The organism is Tabrizicola sp. BL-A-41-H6 (genome assembly GCF_050632395.1).
Lineage (GTDB): Bacteria > Pseudomonadota > Alphaproteobacteria > Rhodobacterales > Rhodobacteraceae > JAUYQR01.
On record NZ_CP192600.1, the window covers coordinates 3,302,559 to 3,321,239 of the forward strand.

Consider the following 18,681-nt stretch of genomic DNA (forward strand, 5'->3'; position numbering starts at 1 on the left):
CCAACGCCTCCAGAACCGCGAGCATGTCAGACAGGACCCGGACCCTTTTCCTCCTTGCACCCGCGATCCTCGTGATTGGCGGGCTGTTCGTGACATCCCTCGGCCTTGGGCTGGTGCGGTCGTTCGGCTACCTGCCCGCCATCGGCCTGTCCGATCCGAACCTTGATGCCTACAGGGCGATCCTGACCGACCCTGCCTTCCTGCGCTCGCTCGGCCTCACGCTCTGGGTCGCCGTCGCCTCCACGGCGTTGGCCGCACTCATTGCACTCGGCTCTGCGCTTTTGCTGCGCCAAACCTTCCCCGGCCGTGCGCTTGCGCTGTTTCTGTTCCAGCTGAACCTCACCATTCCCCACATCGTCGGCGCGATCGGCATCCTGTATCTCTTTTCGCAATCGGGCAGCTTTGCCCGCCTTGCCCATGCCACCCACCTCATCACCACCCCCGCCGACTTTCCCGCGCTGGTGTTCGACCCCTATGCCATCGGCATCATCCTCACCTACGTCTGGAAAGAGGTGCCCTTCATCGGCCTCATCCTCCTCGCCCGGATGCAGACCATCGGTGCCGATTACGAAGCCGTCGCACGCAGCCACGGCGCGACGCGACGGCAGGCAATCCGCCACATCCTGCTGCCGCTGCTGATGCCCAGCCTCATTGGCGCCTCGGCCCTGACCTTCGCCTTCACCTTCGGCGCCTACGAAATCCCTGCCCTGCTTGGCGCCAGTTTTCCAAAGGCGCTGCCCGTGCTGGCCTACCAAAGCTTCACCGACGTAGACCTGACCGCCCGCCCCGAGGCCCTTGCAATGGCCGTCATCATCGCCCTGATCGGCACCGCAATGCTGGCGATCGTCTTCTCGCACCAGACCCGCACTGACGATGCCGACAGGTAGAACCCTCCGCCTCGTCTCGCTTGTCGTGCTGGTCGGATGGCTGGTGCTGCCGCTGATTCCGCTTGGCATCTGGTCCGTCGCGCGGGGCTGGCGCTTCCCCGATCTTCTGCCGCTAACCCTGACCTTTGACGCCTGGCGCTACGCGCTGTCGCCCACATCTGGCGTGCTGCAAAGCCTGGGGGTCACCACCGCCATCGCCCTCGCAGCCACCACGCTTGCAATCCTGATAGGCGTTCCGGCCGGGCGCGCGCTTGGCCTGCACCGCTTTGCCGGCAAACGGTTGGTGGAGCTTTTGATCCTTGCGCCCGCTATCGTTCCGGGCATTGCGGTGGTGTTCGGCCTGCACGAGGTTTTCCTTGCCCTCCGCCTTGCCGGCACCATTCCCGGCGTGATCCTCGTCCACCTGATCCCGACGCTGCCTTACATGATCCTCGTTATGGCAGGCATCTTCGCCCGCTTCGACACCGCGCTGGAAGATCAGGCCCGCAGCCTTGGCGCCACGCGCGCGCAGGTGTTTCGCCATGTCACACTGCCTGCGATCCTGCCCGGCATCCTCGTCGGCGGCCTGTTCGCCTTTCTGATCTCGTGGTCGCAGTACATCCTGACGCTGGTCATCGGCGGCGGGCGGGTGCAGACCCTGCCGCTTTTGCTGTTCTCCTTTGCCACTTCGGGGCGGAATGACGTGACCGGGGCGATCACTCTGATCTACGTCCTGCCCGGCCTCTTGATCCTTGCCCTTGGCGCCCGGCACCTGACAGGGCGCGGCCCGACCATCACCGCAGGGGGCAGGCTGTGACGCAGGTGTCGCTTCATGCGCTGACCAAGCACTATCCTGGAGCGCCAGCCCCGGCGGTCGACGGGTTGACCCTTGACCTTGCGCCGGGGTCGCTGACGGCTATCCTCGGCCCGTCAGGATGCGGCAAGACCACCACGATGCGCCTGATCGCGGGCCTCTTGGACCCGACGTCGGGCGACATCCGGCTTGATGGAACATCCGTGCTCGCCACCCCGCCGGAACGGCGCGGCGTAGTGATGGTGTTCCAGAACCACCTCCTTTTCCCGCATATGTCAGTGGCTGAAAACATCGGGTTCGGCCTTCGCATGCAAGGCCGCCCTGCCAAGGAGACGGCCCAGCGCACCGAAGAAATCCTTGCCCGAGTGCAGTTGACCGGCTTCGCCCGCCGCCGCCCGACCGAGCTTTCGGGCGGCCAGCAGCAGCGCGTCGCCCTTGCTCGCGCACTGATCCTGCGGCCAAAGGTGCTGCTGCTGGACGAACCGCTTTCCAACCTTGATGCTAGTCTGCGCGCCGAGATGCGCGATCTTGTCCGTGACTTGCAGCGCGAAACCGGCATCACCACGCTTGTCGTCACCCATGACCAGTCCGAGGCGACGATCCTCGCGGACAGGATTGCCCTCCTTCTGGACGGCAAGCTTCGGCAAGTTGCGAGCCCGGCAGAGCTTTACGCCCGCCCCGCCGACACCGCAGTTGCGCGGTTCTTTGGCGGCGCGAACTTCATCACAGGGCAATCCCGCAGCGGAAAGTTTCATTCCGCCCTTGGCCCGTTGCGCCTGCCCGAGGGTGCGCCCGTGGGCGACGGCATCCTGACCTTCCGCCCCGAAGAGGTCGAAGTGGGCGGCGCTGGCGAAAACTCCCTTTCCGCAGTGGTGTTCAGCCGCGCCTTCCACGGGTCTCAATCCAGGGTGACGCTGCACGCGGGGCCGGTCGTGATCGAGGCGCTCTTGCCCCCGGCCGCGGCAGCCTCGTTGCCAGATGCCCAGCCTTTCCGCATCACACTGCCACCCGCAGCACTGTGGGTGTTGCCGCCCGTGCGCTAGGGTAACACCGTCTTTACCAGTGCCCCTCAGCGCGCCCCCTTGTCAGAGGCCAGCACCGCCCGCCCCCTGCCGGCACGCTTTGCCCTGTAAAGCGCGGCATCCGCATCCGCCAGAAGCTGCGCGGGTTCGGGATAGGCGTGGTCAATCGACCGGCCGATGCCGACGCTTGCCGACACCCGCGCCAACTGGCCCTCAAACAGGATCGGCTCCGACACCCCGGCGATGATCCGTTCGGCCACGGCAAGCAGATGCGCAACCTCTGTCTGTCCGGCAAGGATCAGCACGAACTCGTCGCCACCAATGCGCGCGGCGCAATCCTCTGCCCGGGTCTGGCGCCGCAGCACCCGCGCCACTTCGCCCAGAACAAGATCGCCGGCGGCATGGCCAAAGCTGTCGTTCACCGCCTTGAAGTAATCGAGGTCCATATGCAGGACGCCAAACGGCACACCCGTCGCGCAAAGCCGCGCGAGGTAGGCATCAGCGGCGCGGCGGTTCTTCAACCCGGTCAGCGGGTCGGTGATCGCCTCCTCCTCCGCCGCAACGCGCGCGCCGTCCAACCGAAGGTTCAGGCCGCGCAATTCGCCGGTGACCGCGCGGTTCGCCTCCGCCAGATAAAGCAGTTCCATCGCAAGATCGGTGGGCGCAAAGTCTGCGACGGTCAGACGGTAGGCCCGAACCGCCGCGACCACGTCGATCCCGAAGCTGAGATTGACCAGCACCTGCCCGCTTTCTGGCAACGCCACTGCAAGGCCCCGCATTCCGGTGCGCGCTGCGCCGGGCGCCCGGTCCCTTGGATAAAGCCTTAGCCGCCGCCCACCGCGTGCCATGATGTCTGCCAGCGTCGCCGCCCCGCCGGACGCGCGAAGTTCGAAAAGATCGCCGAATTCGGCCCCCATCAGCGCCCGCCCCGGAAACACCCGCGACAGCGTCGGCCCGGCCCGTTCCACCACCCCGTCCTGCCCAACCAGAAGGTGCATCGGCATGAACCGGTCCAACACCGCCCCGTCCCACAACAGAACCTGCTCCGGCATCTGTCCGTCCATCTACGCCCCCGGCATCGCAAGATCGAAGCGCCGGCCCGTGGTGTGGCGGATCTCTGGCACATCGATCAAAATCGCATCGCCCCCCACATAGTCGATAACGACCAGGGCACCATAATCGTCGGCCATTGCCATAACCACGCCCCCAAGGATCCGCGTCGCACCGGCAATCGGGAACTGGCAGGTCAGGCAGAACCGATCCGGCCCGACTTCTTCCAGCACAAGATCCGGCACCTGAAGGTCAGGCAGCGCCAACCGCGCGCGGTCTGGCAGTTCTTCCAGCGAATAGAGGAAGTCGGTGAACCCGACGCCGCCGAACCGCAAAAGCCGTCGCACTCCTTCGTGCCGGGCGTTGGTGACAAGGTGGGTTCCCACATCTTCCCACAGCACATCGGACGGGCGGTTCAACACCCGTGCCGCAGCCATCGCCACGCGGTCAGCCATGCCGTCGCCGTAGCGCAGCATCGGCTCAAAACCGTCCACCGGCAACGTCGCTTCGCGCACCACCGCAGCCCAGACCTCGGCACCAAAGGTGGCGCGTAGATAGGCTTGCATCGACCGCAGCATCAGACCTTGCATCCAGCGCCCCCTTCTTTGGAACGCAAACCTACGACCTGCGGGTTAACAAATCGTCGCCAAGCAAGGCGGGTTGATCGAAATGGCTGGGCGCGGTCACGGCAGGATCAGGATCCCCGCCTCGCCGGTGCCAAGCTGGTTCAACAACGCCGGCGTCACCGCCGGGGGCTGGTCCTGGAATGTGCGCAACAAAGCGCGCGCCTCGTCGGGGCCGGGGTAGGTTCCGTCCGACCGGACCGCCGTGCGCTGCGCAAGACTGCCATCGGCAAGGAAATAGAGCCCGTAGACCTGCGCGTAATCGCCCGCCTCGATCAGCACCACCATCGCCTCCTCGCCGGGGATCATCGGCAAGAGGTCGGCCACCGCCAGCACGCACCCCGGGCGGCCATCGGTCTGCACCCGCTTGCAGGCATCCAGCCACGTCGACAGTTCATACTCCTGCATCGCCGCAAGGATCATGTCGCGCGTCCCTGTGGCACTGGCGGGTTGCAGCGGCATAAGGGCCGCCAGTTCCGCTACCAGAGCCGCCCGTTTTTCGCCCGACATCACCGGCTCGGCCCCCGGATTTGCCAGCCGCGCGGCCAGCGCCTCCTGCCCCGGTGCTTTGGCCTTCTCCTCAAGCGCGGCGATCACCGCAGCGCCCGCCTTGCCCCACTGCCGGATCGCCGCGATATCCAGCGCCTCGACCGCCGTGCGCCCCGCGTCAAACCGCGCCAACTGGTCGCGCGCCGAAATCCGTTCGGCGTTCAGGACCGGCGTCAGCCACAGCGCGGCAAGGGCGATGACCGCCAGCGCCATCCACAGGTTGCCCGCCCGGATGCGGGCCATCCAAGGGCCGCGCCGAAGCACCGCCACAGCGTAGATCATGCCGTATGCCACCGCCAGGGCCGCCACCAGCGCCATGAACACCCGCTCTGGCGTCCAGCCGTATTGCGCCACCCGCAGCCACACGGCCCAGGCTCCGAACCCCGCCACAGCCGGCAGGACGAGCGCTTGCGCCTGCGCCGCCAGCCGCAAGAACGGGCTTGTCGTCGCATCCGCGTCGCTCTGGTCCACGGCAATCGACACCAGCGAAATTCCGGCCGCAACCATCGCGAAAAGCACAAGCGCCGGCGACCAGTCCTGAAACAGCCCGTTCAATCCGCGAAACGGCAGCGCGACCAGAAACACCGCCATCACTGTCAGAACCACCGGCAGCAACAGCCGGAACAGCCGCAGCACCACGTAAGGCGACAACAGTTCGGCATATTCGTGCACCACGGCCATCGCCAGCCCGATGATCGCCCCGGTCAGCACAAACGGCACCACCTCAATCGCCAGAAGGTCGTTGATCACCGTCAGCCCGACAATCCCCAGCATCCGGTCGGAAAGCAGGATCACAACCCACACAAGGCCGGTAAAGGCCCATGCCGCCGCGTACCGCACCACGATCGACCAAGCCTGCAGGAACAGCGAAGGATAATCACGCCACCCCGGCCCCACGCGGGCAATCAGGAACGGCATCGGAAGGCTTGCCACCGTCAGCGCCGCCAGTGTCGGCAGCGGCCCGTTGAAAAACCCGTCCGCCGTCTCGAACCGCAGCGAGCCGAGCCACACCAGCCCGGCCGTCCCCACGGCCAGACCGGCAGCATTCACCGCCGCCCGTCGCACGCCCATCGGCCCGGCCATCGCCAGCAGCGTGGCAAAGAACGTGCCCGTCATCACGATCAGGGTCAGCACCGCCCGGTCCGGAACGATGCCGTCGATCCCGATGGTCAACCAGTAAAGGCTGCCCCCACCCAGCGCGCCCACCAGCGCCAGAACCCAACGTTCCCGCAACGTGCCGTCCATGCCGCCCCCCGCCTGTTTCCCCGCGACAGTAGTCTTGACAAGTGGTTCCGGCCAGTGGCTTGCACGGTCCGGTTTGCGTTACCCGAGGTCCGTCCGCATCTGTCGCTTGGCCTTCTTCCACGGCTCACCGACACTGACGGAAAAAAGGACCATCGTCTTGCCCGTGGCCATCCGCCCTGAAGGCGAAGCCGATTAGCGGCGTCTCCGGGCTGCCTGCCTTGCGTTCTACGGCACGAGCGTTCCCGAAGCGGTCTACGCCAGCACCTTTGCCCGCCAGCTTGGCGACGATCCGCGCCGGCCGCTCTGACGCGCACTATTCCTGGATGGACTTCAAGTATTCGGCCACCTGCACCAGACGGACCGGTGTGGGGCTGGCGATGCCGTCGCCGCCGTCGTACCCGACAAGCTGGCCATCGAGCAGCGGGGCAAAGGATGGCATCGGCGTCTCGGCCCCCGGCCCGCCGCTGTAGGACCAGATCTTCGCCATCACCTTCGTTCCCGGGAAAACACCGCCGTTGCGGGCGGAAATCCGCGTCAGGTCAGCAGGACGCCTGTCAAGGCTGGCTGCCATCGGCCCGTCACCCTTGGCCCCCGCGCCGTGACAGGCCGAACAATAGGCCGCGAAATCCTCGGCTCCGGTGGGTGGCTGCTTCTCCTGTCCTTGCGGCACGCAGGCCGACAGGATCAGGACGGTCGGTAGAACCAGATGACGCATGGCAGATCTCCCTCGCTATACTTAAAACACGTGCGGCCAAAGGCGGCCATGATCTACGTCACACGCCCCTGATCCAGACGTACCAAGCGATCCATTCGCGCCGCAAGATCAAGGTTGTGCGTGGCGATCAGCGCCGAAAGCCCGGTTTCGCGCACCAGCCCCAGCAGCACCTGAAACACCGTCTCGGACGTGCCGGGATCAAGGTTTCCGGTCGGCTCGTCCGCCAAAAGAAGCTTTGGCCCGTTCGCCAGCGCCCGGCAGAACGCCACCCGCTGCTGTTCGCCCCCTGACAGCGCCGCAGGCCGGTGCCCGGCCCGTGGTCCGACACCCACACGGTCAAGCAGATCACGCGCGCGCGCCTCTGCGGCAGCCTTCGGGACGCCGTTCGCAAGCTGCGGAATTACCACGTTTTCCAGGGCCGAGAACTCTGGCAGCAGGTGGTGGAACTGGTAGATGAAGCCTACATCCTCGCGTCGCACCTCGGTGCGCGCCCGGTCCGAAAGCCCGCCCATTTCGCGACCGTCGAGCTGCACGGACCCCGCATCCGCCGTATCCAGAAGCCCAGCGATGTGCAACAGCGTCGACTTGCCCGCACCCGATGGCGCGACCAGCGCCACCACCTCGCCGCGCGCCACCGTCAGGCTGGCCCCGCGCAGCACGATCACCTCGGAAGGCTTGCCCCGGTTGTAGCCCTTTTCGATCCCCTCCAGCGCCAGCCCGTCACTCATATCGCAGCGCCTCGACCGGGTTCATCCGTGCGGCCCGCCGCGCCGGGAACAGCGTCACGATGAACGAGAGGCCCAGCGACAAGGCCACCGCCGACCCCACGTCCTTCAACTGCAGCTTCGCCGGAAGGGCGTAAATTCCGCGGATCGACGGGTCCCACACATCGGCCCCGTTCATCCAGTTGATGAAGCCCATGATCCGGTCGATATAAAGCGCGAACAGGCACCCAAGGCCCACGCCCATCAGCGTGCCGACGACGCCGGTGAATGCGCCGCAGATGAAAAACACCCTGAGAACAGAGCCTTCGGTCAATCCCATCGTTCGCAGGATGCCGATATCTCGGCCCTTGTTCTTGACCAGCATGATGAGGCCGGAAACGATGTTCATCGCGGCGATCAGGACGAGGATCGACAGGATGACGAACATCACGTTGTCCTCGATATCAAGCGCGCGCAGGAACGATCCCGCACTTTCCTTCCACGTCCACAGCATCGCATCCGGCCCCGCTGCATTCAGGATCGGCAGCGCGTAACCCTCTATGGCGTCAGGGTTTTCCACCATCACCTCGATCTCGTCAGCGATGCCTTCCTTGTTGAAATAGCTCTGCGCTTCGGCAAAGGGCATGTAGATGCGGGTGGTGTCGATGTCGTAGCGGCCTGCGGTGAAGATGTAGACCACCTCGTAGGCGCTGACGCGGGGCGAGGCGCCCATCGCTGTCTTTACGCCACCGGGGGCGATCAGGCGGACGCGGTCGCCCACCGTGACGCCCAGTTCGCGGGCGATGCCGGAGCCGAGGGCGATGCCTTCGTCGAAGCGGGCGATGTCGCCGAGCGCTTCGGAACCGAGGCCGACGCGGGGGATGGTTTCGAGGTTTTCCTTCGATATGCCAAAGACTTGCGCGCCGGTGGTCCGCTCGCCATCGGTCACCATGACCTGCCCCTTGATCAAGGGCGCGGCGCGGGTGACGCCCGGCACGGCGCGGATCGCCTCGCTCATCGCGTCGGCGTTGGCAAAGCCTTTGGTGACAGTGCCGTCAGGATCGACGGTGCCAGCGGTATAGACCGTGACATGGGCGTTGGCGCCAAGGATGGTATCGACGAATTCCGCGCGAAATCCGGCCCTTACGGCCAGCGTGGCGATCAGCGCGAACACCGCGAGGGTGATGCCGATCAGGCTGATCCAGGTCATCACGCTGACCCCGCCTTCTGCCCGCCGGGCGCGCAGATAGCGCCAGGCGATCATGAATTCGAACGCCGAGAAAGGTGCTGTCTTGGATGCCATCTGCCCTGCCTGCCAGTTGCCGCGCAACGTGGGCGAGCGGGCGGGAAAGGTCAAGGCGCGGGGTGTTTGCGCCGGTCTGCAAAGCGTCTGGCAGGTGTATGGCAGGCGTATGGCAGAAGACCTGCCCGAAGCCCTACCGCGCGGCCCACATTAGGCCACGGCGCATCAACTCGGCCGCAGGGCCGTGGTCGATCACGTTCGCCTGATGGCCAAGCGCGTTGTAGTAGACCCGGCCCTGCCCCCAGCGTTTGGTGAAGACAACCGGCATCGCCACCGGGCCGTTCGGCGCATGCGGGCCATCGACCACCGGAAAGTCGCAGACGGCATGAACCTTCACCGCCGGATCGACGTGCAGGTAGTATTGCTCGGTCGCAACGCGAAAGTCATCGACGCCAGCGACGAGGGCATCGTCGGTCACCATCCGCACCGCGTAATCCACCCCGTCATTGCCGGGATGCGCCACCCACTGCGCGCCGGTCATGAACTGCCAGTCGACGTTTTCGCGAAACGCGTCGCACATGCCGCCGTGACACCCCGCAAGCCCCACGCCCGAGGCGACGGCGGCGCAGGCGTTCAGCGCCTGTTCCTTTTCGATCTTCGACATGGTCCAGACCGGCACGATCAGGGAAAGGTCGGCAAGCGCAGCGGGGTCATCGAAACAGGCCAGAGTATCGGTGACCGTCACCGAAAACCCTGCCTCGCCCAGCCAGCCTGCAAACAGGGAAGCCACCTTGTCCGGCTGATGCCCATCCCAGCCGCCCCATGTGATCAGTGCCTTCGCCATACCGGCCTCCTCATTTCCGGCCACGCTAGGCAGCGGCCCCGGCAGGGTCAAGCAGGTGGGGTCAGGATTTCCGACCTTGGCGAGTTTGGGCTTTACCTTTGTTTCAGGCTGCGAAGACTGCGCCTGATAAGATTGCGCCTGATATCTTGGAACGGAGATCGGTCATGAAGATCGCCCGCTACACGGCCTATGGCGGCCCGGAAACCATCCGCTTCGAGGATGCGCCGATCCCCGCGCCGGGGCCGGGCGAGGTGCTGGTCCGGGTGCGGGCGGCACCGGTGACGGCGGGCGATGCGCGGCTGCGGTCGGGCATGGTGCCGCGTGGACTGGGGCTTTTGTTGCGGGTGGCAATCGGGCTGACGCGGCCACGGGTGGCACCAGGCTGGGCCTTTGCGGGCGAGGTGGCAGGCGTTGGCGCGGGTGTCACCGGGTGGAGCGTGGGCCAGCGGGTCTTCGGCCTTACCGGGTTCAAGGGCGGCGCGCATCGCGAGTATCTGGTGATCACGCAAAGCGGGACGATCCTGCCCTTGCCCGACACGCTGAGCTTCGAGGCGGGGGCCGCGTTCTTCTTTGGCGGTCTGACGGCGGCAGAATTCTTGATCGACCGGGCCAAGGTGACGGCAGGCGAGCGGGTGCTGGTGGCGGGGGCGACCGGGGCAGTGGGCGGTGCGGCGGTGCAGATCGCGCGGCATCTGGGCGCGAAGGTGGCTGCAACGGCGTCGGCGGCGAACCACGACCTTGCCCGCCGTATGGGTGCCTCCGAGGTGAGCGATTACCGGGACGGCTCGCCTGCGGGTCCGTTCGATGTGGTGATCGACGTGATGGGCAAGCTTGGCTGGGACCGCGCCGCCCCGCTTCTGGCGCCGGGCGGTCGGCTGGTGCTGGTCACCGCCGATCTTTCGGCGATGCTGGGGTCGGCATTGCGACCGCGCCGTGGCGACCGTCGGGTAATCACCGGCACCAGCAAGGAAGACCTGCCGTCGATGCTGCGGCTGGTGGGCCTGCATCAGGAGGGGGCGTATACGCCTGTCGTCGGCCAGGTGCTGCCGTTCGCACATTTGGCCGAGGCGCACCGGATTGCCGAGGGCTTTCACAAGCCCGGCAATCTGGTGGTCACGATGGATCAGACACCGGCGTAGATCTGGGCGATGCGGTCGACGGCAGCCTCCGGCGACATTTCTTCGCTGACGCCGGAGCGGCGCGAGGTCACTTCGACGACGCCATTGGCCAACCCGCGCGGGCCGACGGTGATGCGCCACGGCAGGCCGATAAGGTCCATCGTCGCGAACTTCGCCCCCGCTCGTTCGTCGCGGTCGTCATAAAGCGCCTCAAGGCCCTTGGCAGCAAGCGCTTTGTAAAGCCCGTCGCAGGCGGCGTCGGCCGCCGTGTCGCCCTGCTTGAGGTTCACGATGCCGACCGGGAAGGGTGTGACACCCTCGGGCCAGATGATGCCCTTGTCATCGTGGCTGGCCTCGATGATCGCGCCGAGAAGGCGGGAGACGCCGATGCCGTGCGAGCCCATCTCGACCGGCACCTTGCCGCCATCGGCGGTGGTGACCATCGCGCCCATCGCCTCGGAATACTTGGTGCCGAAGTAGAAGATCTGGCCGACCTCGATGCCACGCGCGACCTTGCGGCGGGCTTCGGGGATCTGGTCGAAGACGCCTGCGTCGTGGGTCTCATCCGTGCGGGCGTAGAGCGTGGTGAACTCCTTGCAGATCGCAGCCACTTCGTCGCGGTTGTCGTAATCGACCTCGCGGTTGCCAAGCTTCAGGTCGGTGACGGCTGAATCGAAGAACACTTCGCTCTCGCCGGTCGAGGCGAGGACGAGGAATTCATGCGTATCGTCGCCGCCGATCGGTCCAGAGTCGGCGCGCATCGGGATCGCGGTCAGGCCCATGCGTTCGTAGGTGCGCAGATAGCTGACCATGTGGCGGTTATAGGCATGGAGCGCCGAGGCCTTGTCGACGTCGAAGTTGTAGCCGTCCTTCATCAGGAACTCGCGCCCGCGCATCACGCCGAACCGGGGGCGCATCTCGTCGCGGAATTTCCACTGGATGTGGTAGAGCGTCAGCGGCAGGTCCTTGTAGCTGTTGACGTGGGCGCGGAAGATGTCGGTGATCATCTCTTCGTTGGTGGGGCCGTAAAGCATCTCGCGGTCCTGGCGGTCCTTGATGCGCAGCATTTCCTGACCGTAGTCGTCATAGCGCCCGCTTTCGCGCCAGAGGTCGGCGGGTTGCAGCGTGGGCATCAGCAGGGGGATGTGCCCGGCGCGCACCTGTTCTTCATGCACGATCTGCTCGATCCGCTTCAGGACGCGGTAGCCAAGGGGCAGCCACGAATAGATGCCAGCCGCCTGCTGCTTGATCATGCCCGCGCGCAGCATGTAGCGGTGCGAGACGATCTGCGCCTCGGCCGGGTTTTCCTTCAGGACGGGCAGGAAGTAGCGGGTCAGACGCATCGGGCGGCCTTTCGGGTCAAGGGTCGGCGATGGGTTTAGGCGAGGCGTGACGATCAGGCAAGGGCGGCCGTGTCAGCCAGCCTTTGCGATGGGTTCCACCAGCGAGGCGCCCAGCAGATCCTCGACGAAAAGGGCAGCGAACTGGGCGCGGTTCGACACGCCCGCCTTGGCGTAGACCTTGGTCAGTTGCGCGCGGACCGTGCCTTGGGCCGAGCCGCGCATCGCGGCGATTTCGGCCACGTCCAGACCCTTCAGCGCAAGGAAGGCCACGTCCTCTTCGGCCACGGTCAGGCCCCAGTCGGTGAACTGGGCGCGGATCACCTCGGCCAGCGCGCCCGAAGCCACCGCCAGTGCCGCCTCTTGGGTGCGCATCCGTTCCAGCGTGCGGCGCAGTTCCACCCCGCCGAAGATGACGCCCATCACCAGCGCCACGGCAACCAGCGTTTCGAAGATCGAATGTGCGCCGGCCGGATCCATGAACAAGTCGCCCAGCGCATCGCCGACGAAGAACACCGCAGCAAGCGTCTGGACCACAAGAAACGTCGCAACGGCGACAGGGCGTCGCCGTTGCGATCCGGGTTTCAAAAGCGGAACCTTCACCCGCGCCGCCGCCGACTGCCGGCCAGCATCGGCGCCACAAGGTTGCGGCGCATGGCGCGGGATTCCACCGCCACCCCGGCGATGTGCAGCGCCGCCAGGATCAAGAGAAGGTTCGCCGCCACTTCATGCACCTCTTTCGACGCTTTGCCAAACCGGCCATCGCCGCCGTCATCATCTTCTGCAACCAGCACCGACCAGTCGCCCGATGCAACCGCTGCATCATCACGCGCCGCCTGCATCGGCGTCTGGCCGCCGGTCATCACAAGGCCCGTCCCGATCACCACGGCCAGCGTGGCCCAGAATGCATAGACCATCAAGGCACCGGCCGGATTGTGCGAAGGGTAATGTGGCGCGCGGCCCGAAACCAGCCTGCGCATGTGTGACAGGGCAGCGCGGGGGTTCGGTGGAAACGCCGAGAACCGCGCCTCCACCGGACCAAGAACCCCCCAGACCAGTCGCAATACCAACAGCGCCATACCGATCCAGCCCAGCCAGAGATGCCATTGGCTGCCGCCTTCGGTGAAGATCGCGTTCATCACGACAATGAACGCAAGCCCCCAATGGCTGATGCGCACCACCGGGTCCCAAAGGTCGGGCGGTGAAAGAGGTGCCTGCCGTCCGGATGTCTGAGGGGCTGCCATGATCAGTCTTCCGACTTGATGTCAGCCACGGCGCCGGTCTTGGGGTCGATGTAGACCTCCATCATCTTCGAGGTGGCGGTGTCGGTGCATTTGGCCTCGATCTTGCCGTCCTCGGCCTCGAATTCGGCAACCTTGCAGCCGGCCTTTTCCAGCGCGGCGGTGGCGTCTGCGGGGTTGGTGCCGACAATGTCACCGATGGCGGGCATCGCGAGGGCGGCCATCGGGAAGGTCAGGACGGCAACGGTCAGGGAGAGGAGGGTTTTCATGTGGTTCAAGCTTTCTTGGGTTTTGTCAAAAGTCAGTCATGGCCGGGGGTGTCGACCCCAAAGCCATGCCGTTGATCTGACGGCCAAAACCGGCGCGGTCGATCCGCAAGGGGCTTATCCGCCACACCCTAAGCGCGCGCTGACAGCGGATAACGGCCCATCACCGATGCGTCAGGCCCGTGAAACATCCCATCCGGCATTACGGCTCGCTTCGTATTGCTCCTGACCCGCCACAAAGGTGTGTCGTCAACAGGGGACCAAACACATGAAACTCCATCTTGCACTGGGCGCACTGGCGCTGAGCACCACGCTGGCTCAGGCCCAATCCATCACCGAAATCGCTGCCGGAGACGAACGCTTCACGACGCTCGTGGCCGCCGTCACCGCTGCGGGCCTTGCCGAAACGCTGGCCGGCCCCGGCCCCTTCACCGTGTACGCGCCGGTCAACGAGGCCTTCGCCGCACTGCCCGCCGGCACGGTGGACACGCTGCTGAAGCCGGAAAACAAGGCGCAGTTGACGGATATCCTGCTGTATCACGTCGACGATCGCTTGCTGACTGCAGCCGACATTCCGAACGGCTCGACCACCTTCAAACCGCTTCTCACCTCGCAGCGCCTGTGCATCACCAAGGGCGCGTCCGGCGTGACCATCGCTGATGGCACCGGCGAGATGGCCACCGTCATCGTCGCCGACATCAAGGCCGACAACGGCGTGATCCATGTGATCGACAAGGTGCTGCTGCCCGGCAAGCGGCCCGCCTGCCACTAACCCCGGCCTGCCACTGAAACTGCCCGCCCTACCCCGCCAATGCGCGGGGTCGGGCATCCCAAGCCCCGCCGCCCCTTGCACGGAACCGGCACAGGGGCGATATGTCGCAAAACGGGAACGGATTTGCGCATGGCCCTGCCACTGACAGCACAGGCGAAATACTGGGGCATCGCCGCAGTCATATTTCTGCTGCTCTTGTGGTTTCTGGGCAATGTGCTGCTGCCGTTTCTGGTGGGCGGTGCGATCGCCTATTTCCTTGATCCCGTCGCCGACCGGCTGGAACGCGCGGGGCTGAGCCGCGTCTCGGCGACCACGGTGATCTCGCTGGTGGCGCTGCTGGCGGTGGTGCTGCTGGTGCTGGCGGTGATCCCGACGCTGGTCAACCAGTTGACCGCGCTGATCAACTCCGCCCCCGACATTGCCAAACGCCTGCAGGGCTTTCTGGTCGAACGGTTCCCCGACCTGACCGACAGCACCTCGACCATCCGTCAGACCCTGGCGGAAATCGCCGCCGCGATACAGGCGCGCGGGGCCGAGCTGGCCAACGGCGTGCTGACCTCGGCGCTTGGCGTGATCTCGGCGGTGGTTTTCATCGTGGTCGTGCCGGTGGTGGCCTTCTACCTCTTGCTGGACTGGGACAAGATGGTGGCGCGGATCGACGCCATGCTGCCCTTGGACCACGCCCCCACGATCCGCCGCCTTGCCGGCGAGATCGACGCCGTGCTGGCGGGCTTTGTGCGAGGGCAGATCTCGGTCTGCCTGCTGCTGGGCACTTTCTATTCCATCGCGCTGATGTTTGCCGGCCTGCAATTCGGCCTTATCGTCGGTGCGATTGCCGGGGCGATCACCTTCATTCCTTATGTCGGCTCGATCATCGGCGGCACGCTGGCGGTGGGGCTGGCGCTGTTTCAGTTCTGGGGCGACTGGGTGTCGATCGGTATCATCGCCGCGATATTTGCCGCCGGGCAGTTCATCGAAGGCAACATCCTGACGCCGAAACTGGTGGGCAAATCGGTTGGCCTGCATCCGGTGTGGCTGTTGTTCGCGCTGTCGGCCTTTGGGTCGGTGTTCGGCTTTGTCGGCATGCTGATCGCGGTGCCGGTGGCCGCCAGCATCGGCGTGCTGACCCGCTTTGGCATCAGCCAGTATCAGTCTAGCCTGCTGTACAAGGGCACGACCGCGCGGCTTGACCCCCTTGGCGCGCCGCCACCGCCGCCGTTGCGCAAGACGCGCCGGCCGCCCCCCGGGGATGCTGCGTGACCGGCCAGCTGATTTTCGACCTGAGTGGCACCGAGGCAATGACTCGCGACGATTTCTTCGTCTCGCCGGCCAATGCGCTGGCCTTGCAGACGGTGGAGGGCTGGCAGGATTGGCCGGGGCGCAAGCTGCTGCTGATCGGGCCGGAGGGATCTGGCAAGACGCATCTGGCGCAGATCTGGGCCACGCTGGCGGGCGCGACCGTGATCAGCGCGACCGATCTTGCGACCGCCGATCTTGGCGCGCTGGCCGGCGCGCGGGTGGTGGTCGAGGATGCCGACCATATCGGCGCGGCGGAGGCGGCGCTGTTCCATCTGCACAACCTTGTCACGGAAACCGGCGCGCTCCTCCTGACCGCCGCCACACCGCCGCGCGACTGGGGGTTGAGCCTCGCCGATCTGGCAAGCCGCTTGCAGGCGGCGCCGATTGCCCGGCTGGAAGCGCCAGACGACGCGCTTTTGGCCGCAGTGCTGGTCAAGCTGTTCGCCGACCGCCAGATCGCCGTTCCGGCAAACCTGATCCCCTATCTTGTCAGCCACATGCCCCGATCCATCGGTGCCGCACGCGGCCTTGTCGCTGCACTTGACGCCCGCGCGCTGGCGCTGGGGCGCCCCGTGACGCGCGCCCTTGCCGCCGAGATGTTGGGCGAGGGGTAAGCGGTTCCCGGGCCCACTGGCGCCTGCACTGGACAGACCCCCGCGCCGGTGAAACAGTGTCACATAACCTTCATGATCCGCGCGGCATAAGCCCTTCCATGACCCAAGCCGATTTCCTCCGCTCCCCCTTCCCCGCCCCCGTGGAACTGCCCTTCGCCGAAATCGCCGGACCGGGCCGGTTTTTCAACCGCGAGCTTAGCTGGCTGGCCTTCAACTGGCGTGTGCTGGAAGAGGCCGCGAACCCCGCCGTGCCGCTGCTGGAACGGCTGCGCTTCCTGTCGATCTCTGCCACCAACCTTGACGAATTCTACACCGTCCGCGTCGCGGGCCTGCGTGCGCTGGTGCGCAATGGCAACGCGACCCTGTCGGAGGATGGCCGCAGCCCCGCCGAACAGCTTGGCCTGATCAACGCCGACGCCCGCCGCCTGATGCAGACGCAACAGGCGACCTTCAACCGCCTCCGCCGCGAGATGGAGGGTGAGGGCATCGTCATCGCCACCCGCTCGAAACTGAACGCGCGCGACCTCAAACACCTCGAGACGCACTTTCTGACCAACGTGTTCCCGGTGCTGTCGCCCCTTGCCATCGACCCGGCGCACCCGTTCCCGTTCATCCCCAACACCGGCTTTTCGCTGGCGCTGGAACTGGAACGCACCGTCGATCACCGCACGCTGAAGGCGCTTCTGCCGATCCCCCAGCAGATCGCCCGCTTCGTGCCGCTGCCCGCCAAGCCCGGCGAATTCCGCTTCCTGCCACTGGAAGACCTTCTGCTCCTGCACCTCGGGATGCTGTTCCCCGGCTATTCCGACCAGGGCCACTGCATGTTCCGCGTGCTGCGCGACAGCGACCTTGAAGTAGAAGACGAAGCCGAAGATCTGGTGCGCGAGTTCGAGACCGCGCTGAAACGCCGCCGCCGGGGCGAGGTGATCCGGCTCAAGATGAGCGCGGGTGCGCCTGAAACCCTGCGCGCCCTGATCATGGAAGAACTGGCCGTCACCGAGGACGAGGTGGTGGAGGTGAAGGGTCTTCTGGGCGTGGCCGACCTCAAGGAACTGATCCTATCCAGCCGCAAGGATCTGATGTGGCCGCCCTTCACCCCGCGCATCCCAGAACGGGTGCAGGACCACGAAGGCGACCTGTTCGCCGCGATCCGGCAAAAGGACATGCTGCTGCATCACCCGTATGAGACCTTCGATATGGTGATCCGGTTTCTGGAGCAGGCGGCGCGCGACCCGGATGTGCTGGCGATCAAGCAGACCCTTTACCGCACCTCGTGGGACAGCCCGATCGTCGGCGCGCTGTGCGAGGCGGCCGAGGCGGGGAAATCCGTCACCGCGCTGGTCGAACTGAAGGCCCGCTTCGACGAGGCCGCCAACATTCGCCAATCGCGCCGTCTGGAACGCGCAGGCGCGCATGTCGTCTACGGCTTCGTCAACTACAAGACCCACGCCAAGATCAGCACCGTGGTGCGGCGCGAGGGCGACCATCTGGTGACCTACACCCATTACGGCACCGGCAACTATCACCCGATCACGGCGCGCATTTACACCGACCTGTCGTTCTTCACCTGCGACCCGGCACTGGGCCGCGATGCAACCAAGGTGTTCAACTACCTGTCGGGCTATGTGCAGCCCGAAGGGCTTGAAAACATTGCGATTTCCCCGATCACCCTGAAACCCCGCCTGCTGCAGCTGATCGCCGCCGAGGCCGATCACGCCCGCGCCGGCAGGCCTGCCGAAATCTGGGCCAAGATCAACTCGCTGATCGAACCCGACGTGATCGACGCACTGTATGCAGCCAGTCAGGCAGGCGTGAAGATCAGCCTTGTCGTGCGCGGCATCTGCGGCGTGCGCCCCGGCGTGAAGGGGCTGAGCGAAAACATCCGCGTCAAATCCATCGTCGGGCGGTTCCTCGAACACTCTCGCATCGTCTGCTTTGGCAACGGCGAGGGTCTGCCGTCGAAGAAAGCCCGCGTGTTTTTCTCATCCGCCGACTGGATGGGCCGCAACCTGACCCGCCGCGTGGAAACGCTGGTCGAGGCGCTGAACATCACCGTCAAGACCCAGATCATGGGTCAGATCATGGCTGCCAACTTTGCTGACGAGGCGCAAAGCTGGGTGCTGTCACCCGATGGTAGCTACCACCGCGACCTGACCCCGCAGGAAAACGGCATGTTCAACTGCCACCGCTTCTTCATGGAAAATCCGTCGCTGTCCGGTCGCGGCACGGCGGGGGCAAAGGACGTGCCGCGGCTGGCTATCCCGCGCGACGAAGCCCGGGTAGCCGGGCTTTGACAGCGCTTGCCACCTGCCCCGGATCGCCGGTTCCCAAAGCCGTTTCGGGGTTGACGAGTTGA

19 protein-coding genes are annotated in these 18,681 nt (G+C 65.7%); 8 read left to right on the forward strand and 11 right to left on the reverse strand.

Annotation, left to right across the window (positions count from 1 at the left end; translation table 11 throughout):
- Positions 1-23 precede the first annotated feature (23 nt).
- The 3 genes from ACROUL_RS16195 to ACROUL_RS16205 are packed head-to-tail and all read left to right on the forward strand — an operon-like array spanning position 24 to position 2,723.
- Positions 24-887, forward strand: coding sequence for an ABC transporter permease (locus tag ACROUL_RS16195; protein WP_431300480.1), 864 nt, complete (start codon positions 24-26; stop codon positions 885-887).
- A complete protein-coding gene (locus tag ACROUL_RS16200; RefSeq protein WP_431300481.1) occupies positions 874-1,683 on the forward strand; it encodes an ABC transporter permease in 810 nt (269 codons plus the stop codon). The genes ACROUL_RS16195 and ACROUL_RS16200 overlap by 14 nt, the downstream gene beginning before the upstream one ends.
- Complete coding sequence (locus ACROUL_RS16205) at positions 1,680-2,723, forward strand: ABC transporter ATP-binding protein (protein ID WP_431300482.1); 1,044 nt, start codon at positions 1,680-1,682, stop codon at positions 2,721-2,723. Before ACROUL_RS16200 ends, ACROUL_RS16205 begins: the two co-directional genes overlap by 4 nt.
- Before the next feature lie 26 nt (positions 2,724-2,749).
- Here the strand turns inward: ACROUL_RS16205 and ACROUL_RS16210 are convergent, their stop codons facing one another.
- The 7 genes from ACROUL_RS16210 to ACROUL_RS16240 form a co-directional block, all read right to left on the reverse strand.
- Positions 2,750-3,766 carry a diguanylate cyclase gene (locus tag ACROUL_RS16210; RefSeq protein ID WP_431300483.1) on the reverse strand — a complete coding sequence of 339 codons (1,017 nt, stop codon included), beginning with the start codon at positions 3,764-3,766 and terminating at the stop codon, positions 2,750-2,752.
- Positions 3,767-4,342, reverse strand: coding sequence for a heme NO-binding domain-containing protein (locus ACROUL_RS16215; protein WP_431300484.1), 576 nt, complete (start codon positions 4,340-4,342; stop codon positions 3,767-3,769).
- Positions 4,343-4,435: 93 nt separating this feature from the next.
- Positions 4,436-6,169, reverse strand: a complete 1,734-nt coding sequence (locus ACROUL_RS16220; protein ID WP_431300485.1) for a DUF4153 domain-containing protein — start codon at positions 6,167-6,169, stop codon at positions 4,436-4,438.
- Between the two features lie 313 nt (positions 6,170-6,482).
- A complete protein-coding gene (locus ACROUL_RS16225) occupies positions 6,483-6,884 on the reverse strand; it encodes a c-type cytochrome (protein ID WP_431300486.1) in 402 nt (133 codons plus the stop codon).
- Between the two features lie 53 nt (positions 6,885-6,937).
- Complete coding sequence (locus ACROUL_RS16230) at positions 6,938-7,612, reverse strand: ABC transporter ATP-binding protein (RefSeq protein WP_431300487.1); 675 nt, start codon at positions 7,610-7,612, stop codon at positions 6,938-6,940.
- On the reverse strand, positions 7,605-8,891 hold the full coding sequence (locus ACROUL_RS16235) for a lipoprotein-releasing ABC transporter permease subunit (RefSeq protein WP_431300488.1): 1,287 nt from the start codon (positions 8,889-8,891) through the stop codon (positions 7,605-7,607). The genes ACROUL_RS16230 and ACROUL_RS16235 overlap by 8 nt, the downstream gene beginning before the upstream one ends.
- A gap of 133 nt (positions 8,892-9,024) precedes the next feature.
- A complete protein-coding gene (locus tag ACROUL_RS16240) occupies positions 9,025-9,675 on the reverse strand; it encodes a ThuA domain-containing protein (RefSeq protein ID WP_431300489.1) in 651 nt (216 codons plus the stop codon).
- A gap of 164 nt (positions 9,676-9,839) precedes the next feature.
- On the opposite strand from ACROUL_RS16240, the gene ACROUL_RS16245 reads away from it, so the two are divergent.
- A complete protein-coding gene (locus ACROUL_RS16245; protein WP_431300490.1) occupies positions 9,840-10,814 on the forward strand; it encodes an NADP-dependent oxidoreductase in 975 nt (324 codons plus the stop codon).
- Here ACROUL_RS16245 and proS read toward each other — a convergent pair.
- From proS to ACROUL_RS16265, 4 genes are all read right to left on the reverse strand, one after another.
- Positions 10,799-12,136 carry a proline--tRNA ligase gene (proS, locus tag ACROUL_RS16250; RefSeq protein WP_431300491.1) on the reverse strand — a complete coding sequence of 446 codons (1,338 nt, stop codon included), beginning with the start codon at positions 12,134-12,136 and terminating at the stop codon, positions 10,799-10,801. The genes ACROUL_RS16245 and proS overlap by 16 nt on opposite strands.
- 72 nt (positions 12,137-12,208) lie before the next feature.
- Positions 12,209-12,670: a helix-turn-helix transcriptional regulator gene (locus tag ACROUL_RS16255; protein ID WP_431300492.1), complete on the reverse strand. Its 462-nt coding sequence runs from the start codon at positions 12,668-12,670 to the stop codon at positions 12,209-12,211.
- A gap of 62 nt (positions 12,671-12,732) precedes the next feature.
- Positions 12,733-13,377, reverse strand: a complete 645-nt coding sequence (locus ACROUL_RS16260; RefSeq protein ID WP_431300493.1) for a cytochrome b/b6 domain-containing protein — start codon at positions 13,375-13,377, stop codon at positions 12,733-12,735.
- A gap of 2 nt (positions 13,378-13,379) precedes the next feature.
- On the reverse strand, positions 13,380-13,643 hold the full coding sequence (locus ACROUL_RS16265; protein WP_431300494.1) for a PepSY domain-containing protein: 264 nt from the start codon (positions 13,641-13,643) through the stop codon (positions 13,380-13,382).
- Between the two features lie 265 nt (positions 13,644-13,908).
- Between ACROUL_RS16265 and ACROUL_RS16270 the strand changes: the two genes are divergently transcribed.
- From ACROUL_RS16270 to ACROUL_RS16285, 4 genes are all read left to right on the forward strand, one after another.
- Positions 13,909-14,412: a fasciclin domain-containing protein gene (locus ACROUL_RS16270; protein ID WP_431300495.1), complete on the forward strand. Its 504-nt coding sequence runs from the start codon at positions 13,909-13,911 to the stop codon at positions 14,410-14,412.
- Positions 14,413-14,541: 129 nt separating this feature from the next.
- Complete coding sequence (locus ACROUL_RS16275) at positions 14,542-15,672, forward strand: AI-2E family transporter (protein WP_431300496.1); 1,131 nt, start codon at positions 14,542-14,544, stop codon at positions 15,670-15,672.
- A complete protein-coding gene (locus tag ACROUL_RS16280) occupies positions 15,669-16,325 on the forward strand; it encodes a chromosomal replication initiator DnaA (RefSeq protein ID WP_431300497.1) in 657 nt (218 codons plus the stop codon). The genes ACROUL_RS16275 and ACROUL_RS16280 overlap by 4 nt, the downstream gene beginning before the upstream one ends.
- A gap of 98 nt (positions 16,326-16,423) precedes the next feature.
- Positions 16,424-18,619 carry an RNA degradosome polyphosphate kinase gene (locus ACROUL_RS16285; RefSeq protein ID WP_431300498.1) on the forward strand — a complete coding sequence of 732 codons (2,196 nt, stop codon included), beginning with the start codon at positions 16,424-16,426 and terminating at the stop codon, positions 18,617-18,619.
- Positions 18,620-18,681 lie beyond the last annotated feature (62 nt).